This is a genomic window from Mesorhizobium sp. KR9-304 (assembly GCF_040049215.1).
In the GTDB taxonomy this organism is placed as follows: domain Bacteria; phylum Pseudomonadota; class Alphaproteobacteria; order Rhizobiales; family Rhizobiaceae; genus Mesorhizobium_K.
The window spans coordinates 745602-757932 of sequence record NZ_JBDZDN010000001.1; the positions used below are offsets into that span (position 1 = coordinate 745602).

11 protein-coding genes and 1 pseudogene are annotated in these 12331 nt (G+C 60.8%); 5 read left to right on the forward strand and 7 right to left on the reverse strand.

What is annotated here, in order from left to right; all coding sequences use genetic code 11:
• Nucleotides 1–35: 35 nt before the first annotated feature.
• Together ABLE71_RS03560 and ABLE71_RS03565 are read right to left on the reverse strand one after the other, a co-directional pair.
• A complete protein-coding gene (locus ABLE71_RS03560; protein WP_348781975.1) occupies nucleotides 36–653 on the reverse strand; it encodes a DJ-1/PfpI family protein in 618 nt (205 codons plus the stop codon).
• 48 nt (nucleotides 654–701) lie between these two features.
• On the reverse strand, nucleotides 702–1358 hold the full coding sequence (locus ABLE71_RS03565; RefSeq protein WP_348783655.1) for a GntR family transcriptional regulator: 657 nt from the start codon (nucleotides 1356–1358) through the stop codon (nucleotides 702–704).
• 167 nt (nucleotides 1359–1525) lie between these two features.
• On the opposite strand from ABLE71_RS03565, the gene ABLE71_RS03570 reads away from it, so the two are divergent.
• From ABLE71_RS03570 to ABLE71_RS03580, 3 genes are read left to right on the forward strand one after another with little or no spacing between them, the layout of a single operon-like run.
• A complete protein-coding gene (locus tag ABLE71_RS03570; protein ID WP_348781976.1) occupies nucleotides 1526–2749 on the forward strand; it encodes an iron-containing alcohol dehydrogenase in 1224 nt (407 codons plus the stop codon).
• A 20-nt stretch (nucleotides 2750–2769) separates the two neighbouring features.
• The gene (locus tag ABLE71_RS03575) at nucleotides 2770–4254 is read left to right on the forward strand and encodes an NAD-dependent succinate-semialdehyde dehydrogenase (protein WP_348781977.1); all 1485 of its coding nucleotides are present in this window, start codon (nucleotides 2770–2772) and stop codon (nucleotides 4252–4254) included.
• A 10-nt stretch (nucleotides 4255–4264) separates the two neighbouring features.
• Nucleotides 4265–5092, forward strand: coding sequence for an alpha/beta hydrolase (locus ABLE71_RS03580; protein WP_348781978.1), 828 nt, complete (start codon nucleotides 4265–4267; stop codon nucleotides 5090–5092).
• Nucleotides 5093–5423: 331 nt separating this feature from the next.
• Here the strand turns inward: ABLE71_RS03580 and ABLE71_RS03585 are convergent.
• Nucleotides 5424–5657: pseudogene (locus ABLE71_RS03585) on the reverse strand (ATP-binding protein); the annotation flags it as partial.
• A 107-nt stretch (nucleotides 5658–5764) separates the two neighbouring features.
• On the opposite strand from ABLE71_RS03585, the gene ABLE71_RS03590 reads away from it, so the two are divergent.
• The gene (locus tag ABLE71_RS03590; protein WP_348781979.1) at nucleotides 5765–6859 is read left to right on the forward strand and encodes a nitroreductase family protein; all 1095 of its coding nucleotides are present in this window, start codon (nucleotides 5765–5767) and stop codon (nucleotides 6857–6859) included.
• 118 nt (nucleotides 6860–6977) lie between these two features.
• Here the strand turns inward: ABLE71_RS03590 and ABLE71_RS03595 are convergent, their stop codons facing one another.
• The 4 genes from ABLE71_RS03595 to ABLE71_RS03610 form a co-directional block, all read right to left on the reverse strand.
• Nucleotides 6978–8099 (reverse strand): zinc-binding dehydrogenase, encoded by a 1122-nt coding sequence (locus ABLE71_RS03595; RefSeq protein WP_348781980.1) that lies wholly within the window; start codon nucleotides 8097–8099, stop codon nucleotides 6978–6980.
• Between the two features lie 82 nt (nucleotides 8100–8181).
• Nucleotides 8182–8955, reverse strand: coding sequence for an SDR family oxidoreductase (locus ABLE71_RS03600; RefSeq protein ID WP_348781981.1), 774 nt, complete (start codon nucleotides 8953–8955; stop codon nucleotides 8182–8184).
• A gap of 44 nt (nucleotides 8956–8999) precedes the next feature.
• Complete coding sequence (locus tag ABLE71_RS03605; RefSeq protein ID WP_348781982.1) at nucleotides 9000–9713, reverse strand: FadR/GntR family transcriptional regulator; 714 nt, start codon at nucleotides 9711–9713, stop codon at nucleotides 9000–9002.
• Between the two features lie 5 nt (nucleotides 9714–9718).
• Nucleotides 9719–11077, reverse strand: a complete 1359-nt coding sequence (locus ABLE71_RS03610) for an FAD-binding oxidoreductase (RefSeq protein WP_348781983.1) — start codon at nucleotides 11075–11077, stop codon at nucleotides 9719–9721.
• A 227-nt stretch (nucleotides 11078–11304) separates the two neighbouring features.
• On the opposite strand from ABLE71_RS03610, the gene ABLE71_RS03615 reads away from it, so the two are divergent.
• Nucleotides 11305–12306 carry an amidohydrolase family protein gene (locus ABLE71_RS03615; protein ID WP_348781984.1) on the forward strand — a complete coding sequence of 334 codons (1002 nt, stop codon included), beginning with the start codon at nucleotides 11305–11307 and terminating at the stop codon, nucleotides 12304–12306.
• Nucleotides 12307–12331: the final 25 nt, after the last annotated feature.

Sequence of the window (12331 nt, forward strand, 5' to 3'; positions counted from 1 at the left end):
AGGAGGACCCCTGGAGATTGTCGTTGGCCTGACGCCTAGGCTGCTGCTTTCTCGCCACCCACTGTTGCGCCGTGCCTGATCTCCGTGCCGAGTACCTTCAGGCATTCGCGCATGAAAGCGGCCAAGCCGGTCCAGCCTTTGGCCGAAACCATCGTGCCGTCGACATAGGCTTCGGTTGGCTTGACGTCGATATAGGTGCCGCCAGCAAGCCGCACCTCCGGCTCGCAGGCGCCGAGCGCGGCGACCTTCTTGCCGCGCACAACGCCATCGACCGCGACGAGGATCTGCACGCCGTGGCAGATGGTGAAGATCGGCTTCTTTGTGTCGTGGAAGTGCTTTACCATCGCCTGGATCCGTTTGTCGGTGCGGATGTATTCCGGGCCGCGGCCGCCGGCGCAGTAGACAGCATCGTATTCATCGAGCTTCACTTCCGAGAATGTCTTGTTGATGTCGGCAAGGTGACCGTAGCGCTCGATATAGGTTTGATGACCTTCGAAGTCGTGCAGCGATGTCTGGATCTTTTCCCCAGCCTTCTTGTCCGGACACACCACGTGCACGGTGTGGCCGACGGCCTCCATCCCCTGCTGGAACACGAAGATCTCGTACTCCTCCGTAAACTCGCCCGTCAGCATCAGAATTTTCTTACCAGCCATTTTCCATTCCTCCGTTTGCGCAGAGCCTGACGCTCCGCATTTCTTCAACTATTCGAAAGCCGGCAGCAACCGGTCGCGCGAACGTTCGATATGATCGTTCATGGCGCGCTTCGCCGCCCTGCCATCTCTTGCCGCGAAAGCGGCGAGCAACGCTTCGTGCTCGTCGAGCGCCTCTTCCGTGACACGAGAGTGAAACATAAGACGGAAAATGTGGAAGTGCGTGTGCTGGTTCGCAAGCGTCTTGCGGATCAACTCGTTGCCTGCATACTCGAGGATGCGGTCGTGAAAGACGGAGTCCTGGCGCGCGAAGGCGGAATAGCGAACCCGCTCGTCGCCACCCTGCCGGCGAGACATGACGCCTGCCACCTCTTTCAGGACTGAAAGCCTGCCTTCATCCATCGTTCGCGCGGCGCGTTGCGCGGCGGCAGGTTCGAGCAGCAGACGCAGGTCGTACAACTCGTCGAAGCGCCGGCGGGTAATCTGCGGCGCCGCACTGTAGCCTATCAGATGCGTCTTGATGACCAGCCCCTCGCCTTCTAGCCGGCCGAGCGCCTCTCGAATAGGCGTCTGCGAAACGTTGAGTTCACGGGCAAGGTTATCGACCGTGATGCGCGACCCAGGCGCAATCCTGAGAGCCATGAGCTGGGCGAAAATCGCCTCATAGGCCTCCTCGGCAAGACCGTGATGGCGATTGATCGCCCGCATGCCGGTGTGAGACCCCGACTCATCCACAAGGTCAGCTGAAAGCAGGCTGTTCATGTTCGCCCCTTGACATGACGCATGCCTAACGCGATGGTCCTCCCAAGTCAATCCTATATCCTATATGATTTCCTATTGGGTTGAAGAGAATTGTTACGTTTTGAGGGACTCTGATGGGCCTTTTTGCAGCGTTGCGGCCACCGAAGGAGATTGTGTTTGGCAAGGGTCAGTCGGACGCGATCGGAGCCATTGTCGCGCGTCACGGCTCGAGAGCGTTGGTCTGCACGGATTCCCGGTTCTCATCGACGGCCGCATTTTCCAGGATCTCCAACACCCTGAAAGCCGCGGGCATCATGGTTCACGTCCACGACCGCGTCGCACCCGATGTCCCCTATGAAAGCGTGGCGATCTGTGTAGAAGAAGCGCGGCCTTTCGCGCCTGACGTTGTGATCGGCGTCGGCGGCGGCAGCTGCCTGGACATGGCAAAATGCGCTTCGCTGATATTGACCCACGGCGGCGCGCTGAGAGACTACTACGGCGAGTTCAAGGTGCCAGGTCCGATCCTGCCGGTGATCGCCGTGCCGACCACGGCAGGCACCGGTTCCGAAGCAACTCCGGTTGCGGTCATCTCCGATTCCAGCCGCACGCTCAAGGTCGGCATTTCCAGCCCTCATCTGATTCCGGCGGCCGCGATCTGCGATCCGAACCTGACCATGAGCTGTCCCCCTTCCCTAACCGCGATCGCCGGCGCGGATGCGCTCACCCACGCCATCGAGGCTTTTACCGCCGCACGTCGCAGCGCGGACGCGGAGCTCGCACAGAGACACGTTTTCGTCGGCAAGAGCGTGCTCACGGATCACTTTGCCTTGCTGGCGATCAGGCTCCTCGGAAGAAGTCTCGAACGGGCTTATCGAGACGGTGCCGACGAAGATGCTCGCGCCGACGTCATGATGGGAGCGCTCGCGGCTGGCTGTGCATTCGGCACCGCGGGTACGGCGGCGGCCCACGCGATACAATATCCTGTCGGAGCGCTGACCCACACGCCGCACGGCTTGGGCGTCGCCACGATGCTTCCCTATGTCATGACGTACAACCGCCAGGCATGCCTCCAGGAAATGGCGGAGATCGCCGACGCGCTGAACCTGGCGATAGGCGGCCACGCGGCGGAAGAAAAAGCCGACGCAGCAATCGCCGAGGTTGCGCGTCTATTCGAAGCGATCGGTATTACACCGACGTTGGCCAAGCTCGGCCTCCCCGAAGACAAGCTCGACTGGACCGCCGAACAGGCGGTCGGCATCGAGCGCCTGATCAAGAACAATCCTCGCACGATCGATCTCGCCGCGATGAAGAGGCTCGTCCGCGCTGCCTATGACGGCGACCTGTCGGCCGCACGCTGAAAAGACGAAGGGAAAATTCCATGAACATCGCCACCCGCCCCAGCGCTCCGGATATCGCCGGACTGGACCTCGAAGCCTGCTCAAGAGGGCTCTTCATCGGTGGAGCATGGCTGGCAGGCCATGGCCCGCACCCCATCCCTGTGGTCGATCCTTCGACTGAGGCAGTTGTCGCGCATGTCGCCAACGCAGACCTCACAGACGCGGCTGCTGCTGTCGATGCCGCATCGAAAGCCGCCCCGGGTTGGGCGGCGACGGCACCCAGGAAGCGCTCCGAAATCCTGCGACGTTGTTTCGAGTTGATAACCGAGCGTGCTGAGATGCTGGCGAAGCTCATCTCGCTGGAGAACGGCAAGGCTCTTCGCGACGCGCGCGGTGAAGTCGCCTACGCCGCCGAGTTTTTCCGCTGGAATGCAGAAGAAGCGGTTCGCATCGTGGGCGACTTCGGCCTCGCGCCGGCAGGCGCCAATCGCATCATCGTGGAACATCATCCGATCGGCATCTGCGTGCTGATCACCCCTTGGAATTTTCCTGCCGCTATGGCGACCCGCAAGATTGCGCCGGCGCTTGCCGCAGGGTGCACCGTGGTGCTCAAACCCGCCACCGAGACGCCCCTGACCGCCTACGCATTGGCGGCGCTTTACAAGGAGGCAGGCGTCCCAGATGGTGTGGTCAACGTCATCACCACGTCGTCGCCGGGGCCGGTTGTGTCCGCGATGCTCGCCGATCGTCGGGTGCGAAAGCTCTCCTTTACTGGCTCAACAAGCGTCGGTCGAACGCTTCTGGCCGAAGCGTCCAAAACCGTCCTGAGCTGCTCCATGGAACTCGGCGGCAACGCGCCCCTGATCGTGTTCGACGACGCAGATCTCGACATCGCGATCGAAGGCGCGATGGTGGCCAAGATGCGTAATGCGGGCGAAGCCTGCACGGCTGCCAACCGTTTGTACGTACAGTCCGGCATCTACGACAGATTCGTTGCCGCCCTGACCGACCGAATGGAGGGACTTGCCATTGGTCCGGGAACTGATCCCGTCACGGAATGCGGGCCCATGATCACGGCAAAGGCCGCCAACAAGATCGACGCGTTGGTGAAGGACGCGGTCGGTCGCGGTGCGAAAGTGCAGTGCGGCGGCGCAAAGCCGGCAGGAATCGGGTTCTTTTATCCGCCGACAGTGCTGACCGGCGTGCCGGCCGATGCCGAAATGACGCATGAAGAGATCTTCGGGCCAGTCGCAGCGATCACGCGATTCGACACCGAGGATGAAGTGATCGCCAAGGCCAACGACACGGAATACGGGCTGGCGGCCTATGTCTTCACCAAGGACATCGGACGGGGCCTGAAGGTTTCGCGCCGGATCGAAGCCGGAATGGTCGCGCTGAACAGAGGACTCGTCTCGGACCCTGCCGCACCCTTCGGGGGAATGAAGCAGAGCGGACTTGGCCGGGAGGGCGGTTCGCACGGCGTACTCGAGTTTACCGAGCCGCAATATGTTGCAGTCACCTTGTAGGACGAGTTCATTGTCGATCGACTTGTTCCGCACGCGCGATCACGTTCCCGATTTCGACGACAAAGTGCTGGAGTACAAGCGTCTCAGCGCCGAGACGCGAAATGAACTCCAGGTGATTGCGGATGTGACCTACGGTCCGGCCCCCGGCCAACGGCTCGATGTGTTCGTGCCGTCGTCAGCATCTTCCGCCAAACGTGCGGGCCTTCCGGTGCACATCTTCATCCACGGAGGCTACTGGCGGATGTTCTCGAAGGATGACTTTTCCTATGTAGCGAGAACAATTGTCGGCGCCGGCGCTATTGCAGTTGTGCTTGACCACGACCTGATGCCCTCCGTCAGGCTGGCCGACGTGGTTCGCCAGGTTCGAGACGCGAAGACATGGGTGCTGGAGAACATCCACTTCTATGGTGGTGACGCCTCGCGGCTTACAGTAAGCGGCCACTCGGCCGGGGCGCATCTCGCAACTTTTCTGTTCACCGAGGACGAAGAAGTCCCACCGCGCGCCGCACTCCTCCTCGGCGGTGTCTACAATATTAGACCGCTGCGCCAATCATTCCTGCAACCGCTCATTCAACTGACCGACGACGAGGTCAGCCAGTTCTCGCCGATCGACAAGCACTTCCAGCCTCGAGTGGAGACGGTGATCTTGTACGGCGAACGAGAAACGGCTCCATTCCATGCGCAGGCAGGCGGGCTCGCATGGCAGATAAAGCAGGCTGGCTGCGATGTCTCGCTATCCGCCCTTACCGACGCGGACCACATGAGCAGCGTGCTTGATCTTGGCTTTCCCGACAGAGAAGCTGGGGCGCGTCTTTCGTCGCTGATAGCATGTTACTGAGAGGCTTAGCCTGGGCATCCCCGACTCATGCCCGAAGCGTTTCGATCGCCGCTCGCAAGCCTTCCGATTTTGGCGACAACACAGTTTTCGTTCATCTGAGCAAAGGCCTCCTTGCCCGGATGGCAGCTTAGCCATTGTCGGTCTCCTCATCCATTTCGTGGATTATGAAACCATCTTCGATCGCGGCAACGGCATCGCAAGCCGCGACGATCTCGCGGTGACCGGCATCGACGACCGCTTTGCTTCGGCACGTGGAATTTGCTACCCACAAGCTGCTCTTCCCGGTCCTGAGCTTGCGCCAGTTGCAGACGTTGTATTTTTGCCTACTGCATTAGCTTTGACGACTTGCCAAGCTAAAGACAACAGTCTGCAGCAATCCGCCGGCCGGCCGATTTGCCAAGGTGATGCTTCCGCCGTAGCGCTCGATGATTTCCTTGGCGATGGCAAGACCGAGACCGGTACCCGGCACCGACTGTCGACGGGCTGGATCGACATGGAAGAACGGCTCGAAGGCTTTGTCGAGAAGGGCGGGCGGAATGCCTGGACCGCTGTCCGTGATCGTGATTGAGTTGACGGAGAACCTCGTTCGCTCTTGGGTGTTCGCTTGGGCCATGCCCGACCGCGCCGGTCATCATTGACCGCATCGTCCACTTCGAACAGATCGGAATTCCGATGAACAGGCGGCTTTTTTTGGCAGGCGGCGCCGGGCTGGCTGTCGCTGGTATCGGAGCGACGTATTTCTCGCTCCGAAGCATGGGGTCAATGGAGGAGTACAACGCGGCAGTTGCAGCGACGCGGGAGGCATTGAAGCAGGCGCCCGAGGCAAGCGATCTTATCCGGTACGCGACGCTTGCCGCTAACAGCCACAACACCCAGCCTTGGCGGTTCAAGATCAGCGACGGCGGCATGGAAATCCTGCCCGACATGACGCGACAGATCACGATCGTCGACCCGGACAATCACCATATGTACGCCAGCCTCGGTTGCGCGGCGGAAAACCTGGCCATCGCCTGCAGTGCGCGCGGAAGGCCGGGCGCACTGCGCTTCAACCCGGCCGATGACGGTTCCATCGCGTTCGCTTTCGGAGGCGGATTGCCAGCCGAGCCCATGTTGTTCGTCGCAATCCCCAAGCGGCAATCGACCCGCGGCATCTATGACGGCAAGCCGGTCAGCACCGTCGATCTGCAAAGCCTCGCTGCGGCGGCGGCCATGCCGGGCGTCGATCTGGTTCTAATCACGGATCGGCCCCGGATCGAGCGTGTCCGCGATCTGGTTGTTGCCGGGAACAGTGCGCAGCTGGCCGATCCGGCCTTCGTGCGTGAACTGAAGGCCTGGCTGCGCTTCAGCCCCCGGCAGGCGATGAGGACCGGCGACGGCCTGTTCAGCGCTTCGTCCGGAAGTCCCGCACTCCCGGCCTGGCTCGGGCCAATGATGTTTGATCTCGCTTTCAAGGCCGAAGCCGAGAACGAGAAGTACGCCGGACAGCTCGCTTCGACCGCCGGGGTTGCGGTATTCGTTGCCCACAAGGACGATCGCGAGCACTGGATCCTGGCTGGTCGCGCCTGTCAGCGCTTCGCGCTGCAAGCCACTGCGCTCGGTCTCAAGCACGCCTTTATCAACCAGCCTTTTGAAGTCGCGAGCCTGCGGCCTGAACTGGCGACCCTGGTCGGCTTGCCTGGGCGACGCCCCGATATCGTCATGCGCTTTGGCTATGGCCCTTCACTTCCATACTCGGCGCGCCGGCCGGTCGAAGCCGTCCTCGCCTGAGCTGGCTCATACGCCATCCGGCGATGGGCTACGTCGCACTGACGTTCGGCATCAGCTGGATCGGTATTCCGATGATCCTCGCGACCCGAGGATTCTGCCGCCGGTTCGGATCTTCCGTTCAGCGGATCTGCTGTGCGCCAAGCGTCAAATCGAAAATCACCTTCACCGAGGAAGCGCCGTCCTTGACCATTTGGATGCCGGATTTGAAGTCCTCCAGCGAGATACGGTGCGTCATGATCTCTTCCATCGGCAAAAGCTGCTGTTCCAGCATGCGGATCGCTATGGGATAGCAATGCGGGCTGAGGTGCGAGCCTTTTATGGTAAGCTCCTTGCGGTCTCCGATAATCGTCCAGTCAACGGAGGCGGATTGCGTGAAGACGCTGAACTCCACGAAAGTGCCGAGCTTGCGGACCATCTCCAGGCCCTGAGTTACGCCCGATGGGCTGCCCGTCGCCTCGATATAGACGTCGCAGCCGTATCCTTCAGTCACCCCTTTGACCTCAGCGACGACATCACATTTTCCCGGGTTCAGGCCGATGTCCGCGCCAACCTTGCGTGCGGCCGCGAGACGGTCGTCATGGAGATCGACGGCGATTATGCGGGCCGCACCCTTGAGTCTGGCGGCAGCGACCATGCCAAGCCCTAAAGGACCACAGCCAGCGATGACGACCGTATCGTCGAGTTGAATGTTGCCCTGTTGAACAGCGTGAATCGCGCAGGCGAGCGGTTCTATGAAGGTGGCATGATCGAGGGGTATCGTATCGGGAACCTTGTAGTTGATCGCATTGGCGGGGAACAGCATGTAATCAGCCCACGCCCCGGGTGTATTCTGGCGGAAGCCGTAGACGTCGTTGATGTCGCACATCCAGTGTTGGCCGTTGCGGCAGAACCTGCATTGACGACAGGGCACGATCTGTTCCGATATGACGCGGTCCCCGATTTCAAAACCGTATTTCAAGCCGGCGCCCTCACCCAGCGAGACGACTTCGGCGATGAATTCATGACCCGCTGTGATAGGCGGTTGGCAGTACCCGCCTGGCGCCTGCCCCGTGCCCCAGAACATGGGCGCACCCAGATAGCACTTAAGGTCGCTTGCGCAGATGCCGGCATACCGGATTCGCGTCAGCACCTCGCCATGTCCCGGAGAGGGGACGGGCAGTCTTTCCAGGCGATAGTCCTGGGGACCGTGGCACACGATGGCGCGCATGGTTTTCGGCAGGTCGGGCCTGTTATTGGTCATTGGATGATTCATCCCAAAGAGCCCGATCCTGAGCATGCATTCACGATCCGGCGATGGTTGCGGTCGATGTTTAGAAATTCCCTTACCAGCAGGTGTAGCCGGCATCGGCCGCGATGATCGAGCCGGTGAGCACGCTGGAGGCATCGGATGCCAGAAACAAGACGACCGACGCGATCTCCTCCGGCTCACCGATTCGATGCATAGGCGTCTGGTCAAGCCATTCGTCGAACATCGGCTTGTCCTCACGAGCGAACTCGAGAAGTGGAGTGTTGACGTAGGTCGGCGCGACCGCATTGACGCGCACGCCGCGCGTCGCCCATTCCGCGGCCATGGACTTGGTCAGATGATGTACGCCGGCTTTCGCGGCGTTGTAGTGGGCCTGTGCCTGGGGTCTGTTGACGATCGTGCCGGACATGGAACCGATGTTGACGATCGAACCGGTGCCCTTCTCCAGCATGTGTCGACCAAACGCGCGGCAGCTGCGGAAGACCCCAGTGAAATTTATGTCGATCATGCGCTGCCAGTCGTTGTCGGTCAGATCCTCGGCGGGCGTGCCGGCCTGGGCGATGCCGGCGTTGCAGACGAGGATGTCGGCGCTTCGCCCTGCGGCCGCCAGGTCGCGAGCAACCGCATCGATCGAGGTGCTTTGCGTGACATCCAGTATCCTTGTCTCGACGTCGTAGCCCCGCGCCTTCAATTCAGCGCGGCCGCTTTCGCAGCGCTGCTCGTTCATATCGGTCAAGACGACTGTTGCGCCTGCCTCGCAAAGGGCGTGCGCGCAGGCAAGGCCGATACCCTGGCCGGCGCCGGTCACCACCGCCACACGGCCAGTGAGATCGAATTTGCTCAGGTACATGCTTCCTCCCTGGCTGAACCGGATCGTCCGGGTAGCTCAGCCTTCTACAGTTCCTGATGGATGCCTATGCGCGCGGCGGCATTGGTCAGATGAGCGTTCATGGCCTGCCGGGCCGCCACGGGATCCTTCTTTCGCAATGCATCCAGGATCGCCGCATGCTCCTCCGTCGTCACTGCATTGACTTCATCGATGCTGCTGAATGCGCGCGTCAGTTCGATGCTCTCGCGCAGATGCTCGGCGATGAAGGAGATGGTGTCGAGCATGAACGGGTTGCCGGTCGCAGCCGCGATCGTCCGGTGGAAGGCAATGTCGTACTCGACGCTGTCCTTGCCCCAGCTCATGGTCTTGACCATGTTGTCGTAGGCGCTTTGGATTTCCTCCATATGCGCTTCCGAGCGTCGCATGGCGGCAAGTTCCGCCGCACGGACCTCCAGCGATGCACGCAGTTCGAACAGGCTTTGGTGACGGGCGAGAGAATTCAGGCTGTTGTTGTTGCCTAGACGAAGAATCGGCCGCGGCCGCAAAGCGACGAAGGCGCCGATGCCTTGTCGGGATTCGACGATGCCCTCGTTGCGCAGGCGAGCGATTGCTTCCCGAACCACATTGCGGCTTACGCCATAGGTTTCCGCCAGAAATTGCTCGGTCGGCAAGCGTTCGCCGGGGCCTAAATGATTCTCGTTGATCTCCTGCTTGATCTGGTCAGCGATGCGGTCGGGGAGATAGGGCGTGCGGCCGATTTGCTCTGGCTTAAACGACATCTGGATTATTCCTTGGAGAAAATCCGCCCTGGACTCATGAGACCCTGCGGGTCGATGACATTCTTAAGCTTGGTCATCAAATCTCTTTGCACGCTGTCGACCCGAGCCCTGAACGCACTGCGCTTGGCAATCCCGATGCCGTGTTCGGCGCTGATGCTGCCGTCATACTTGTCGACCAGTTCGAACAGCGCAGCTTCGATGCGATGGATGTGCGGCTGGAAATCGCTTGGCGTCATATCGAGCGGACGCAGAACGTTGAAATGCAGATTGCCGTCGCCGACATGGCCATAAGGGTGCACCTGCGCGCCCGGTACAAGGCGCCCGACCAACTCCGTGCCCTTTGCGATGAAATCCGCCACGGCGGATATCGGCGTCGAGACATCGGTCCTCAAATATACGCCAAGTCGAGCCTGACTTTCAACGATGCCCTCCCGCAGGTTCCAGATGTTGGCCACCTGCTCGCCGCTCTCGGCAATCACGCCGTCGAGTAGCTGTCCTTCCTCCAGATGCTGCGCCAGATATGATTCCAGCCAGGCGCGCAAGGGCGGTCCACCCGTCGCCGACACTTCGACGATGGCGTAGGCGGGATAGAGCTGGGGTAACGGGTTGCGTATGCCCTGTTCGGTCTCGCATACGCGCTGGATCGATGTGCCCAGCATCAGTTCGAACGCCGAGATCAGGTCACCGGCGTCCTGCCTTATCCGGTGGAACAGGCGTATAGTATCTTCGATTGATGCGGTCGCCAGAAACATCGTCTCGCATTGGGACGGCTTCGGCTGGATCTTTACCGCGGCCGCCGTGACAATTCCGAGCGTACCTTCCGCGCCGATGAACATCTGTTTCAGGTCGTAGCCGGTATTGTTCTTGTGAAGACCGCGCAGGTCGCGGAAAATGCGGCCGTCCGGCAGCACCACTTCGAGACCCATCACGAGCGAACGCGCCATTCCGTAGCGAACGACATTGATTCCGCCGGCATTGGTCGAGATTGTGCCGCCGATCTGGCAACTTCCCTGCGAACCGATCGACAGGGGAAAGAATGCACCCTTCTCTTCGACGGCCGCCTTTAGGTCGGCCAGGACGCAGCCGGCCTCGACGACCGCAACCCCATCGGCCGGATCGATCGATCGAATTGAGTTCATGAGTTCCAGGCTGATGATCAGTTCGCGGCCATCACCGGATGGCGTCGCCGCGGCGACGAGACCGGTATTGCCGCCCTGTGGCACCGCGGGAACGTTGTTTGCGCCGCACCAGCGGACGACCGCGGCAACCTCCTCGACATTGCGCGGCCGCACCACGGCGAGCGAACGCCCGACATGATCCCCGGTCCAGTCCTGGTCATACTTCGCCGTCAGTTCCAAGCTCACGATCTGCCGCGGGTCGATTGCCCGCGACAACGACCCGATCAAAGCCTCCGGACTTCGATCTCCAGCGCTCGAACCACCCAGCATCGTTCCTCCCGGCGGACGGTTGACACAACCGAACTGATCCGCATATGTTGAGTTGTCCAACATTATGATGACCCAACAATATTGGCAAGTCTCAAAGTTGGGAAGGCGGTCCGAAGGCCGCCGCTCTGGGAGGAGGCAAACCGATGTACGTCACGGAGAAGGGCGAAAAGGTCTTCGTCATCGACGCGCATGTCCATGTATGGGATGCGCGGCCGGAGAACCGCCGCAACCGGTACGGCCAGACCTTCATCGACACGTTCTACGGGGCTCATGTCGGGCTGACGCCGCCGAACCAGCGCTGGGACAAGGAGCGCTTCGACTATTACGGCGCGAAAGGGGCCGCAAAGGATCTCTTCGAGGACGGCTATTGCGACATGGCCGTCATGCTGCCGGTCTATCTCCGCGACTTTTACGTCAACGGCTTCAATACGACCAAGCTCTGTGCGACCCTCAAGGATCTGCATCCCGAAAAAGTGGTGCTGAACGGGCGCTGCGACCCGCGCGACGGCGCGATGGGCCTCGATCAGTTGGAAGAGGATTTCGAGACCTACAAGTTTCAGGGCGTGAAGCTCTACACAGCCGAATGGAACGGCGTCTCGCGCGGTTATTCACTGAAGGACGGCTTCGTCGAGCCGTACATGGAGAAGTGCCGCTCACTCGGTATCCGCAACATCCATGTGCACAAGGGACCGACCACGCATCCGCTCGACTACGATGCGTTCGACGTGCGCGACGTCGATGTGATCGCCACGAACTTTCCCGACCTCAACTTCATCGTCGACCATTGCGGTATGCCGCGCATCGACGATTTCTGCTTCGTGGCGGGGCAGGAGCCTAACGTCTATGGCGGCCTGGCGCTGATCCCGTCCTACATCCATGCCCGTCCGAAATTTTTCGCCAGGATGATGAGCGACCTGCTGTTCTGGGTGGGTCCGGACAGGCTCCTGTTCGGCTCGGACTACGCGATCACCAGCCCAAAGTGGATCATCGAGAAGTTCATGAACTTCGAGTTCGATGACGAAACAGCGCAGGAGGCTGGCACGCAGCTGACGCTTGACGTCAAGCGCAAGATCATGGGGCTGAACGCCGCCAAGCTCTACGACATCGAAGTCCCCGAGATGTTCCAGCTCGACAGGGCAGCCTGAAATGGCATCAGGAACATCACTCCAG

Coding starts and splice junctions, on each gene's coding strand:
- ABLE71_RS03560 (WP_348781975.1), bottom strand. CDS start 653: ATGGCTGGTAAGAAAATTCTGATGCTGACGGGCGAGTTTACGGAGGAG.
- ABLE71_RS03565 (WP_348783655.1), bottom strand. CDS start 1,358: ATGCGGGCGATCAATCGCCATCACGGTCTTGCCGAGGAGGCCTATGAG.
- ABLE71_RS03570 (WP_348781976.1), top strand. CDS start 1,526: ATGGGCCTTTTTGCAGCGTTGCGGCCACCGAAGGAGATTGTGTTTGGC.
- ABLE71_RS03575 (WP_348781977.1), top strand. CDS start 2,770: ATGAACATCGCCACCCGCCCCAGCGCTCCGGATATCGCCGGACTGGAC.
- ABLE71_RS03590 (WP_348781979.1), top strand. CDS start 5,765: ATGAACAGGCGGCTTTTTTTGGCAGGCGGCGCCGGGCTGGCTGTCGCT.
- ABLE71_RS03595 (WP_348781980.1), bottom strand. CDS start 8,099: ATGACCAATAACAGGCCCGACCTGCCGAAAACCATGCGCGCCATCGTG.
- ABLE71_RS03600 (WP_348781981.1), bottom strand. CDS start 8,955: ATGTACCTGAGCAAATTCGATCTCACTGGCCGTGTGGCGGTGGTGACC.
- ABLE71_RS03605 (WP_348781982.1), bottom strand. CDS start 9,713: ATGTCGTTTAAGCCAGAGCAAATCGGCCGCACGCCCTATCTCCCCGAC.
- ABLE71_RS03615 (WP_348781984.1), top strand. CDS start 11,305: ATGTACGTCACGGAGAAGGGCGAAAAGGTCTTCGTCATCGACGCGCAT.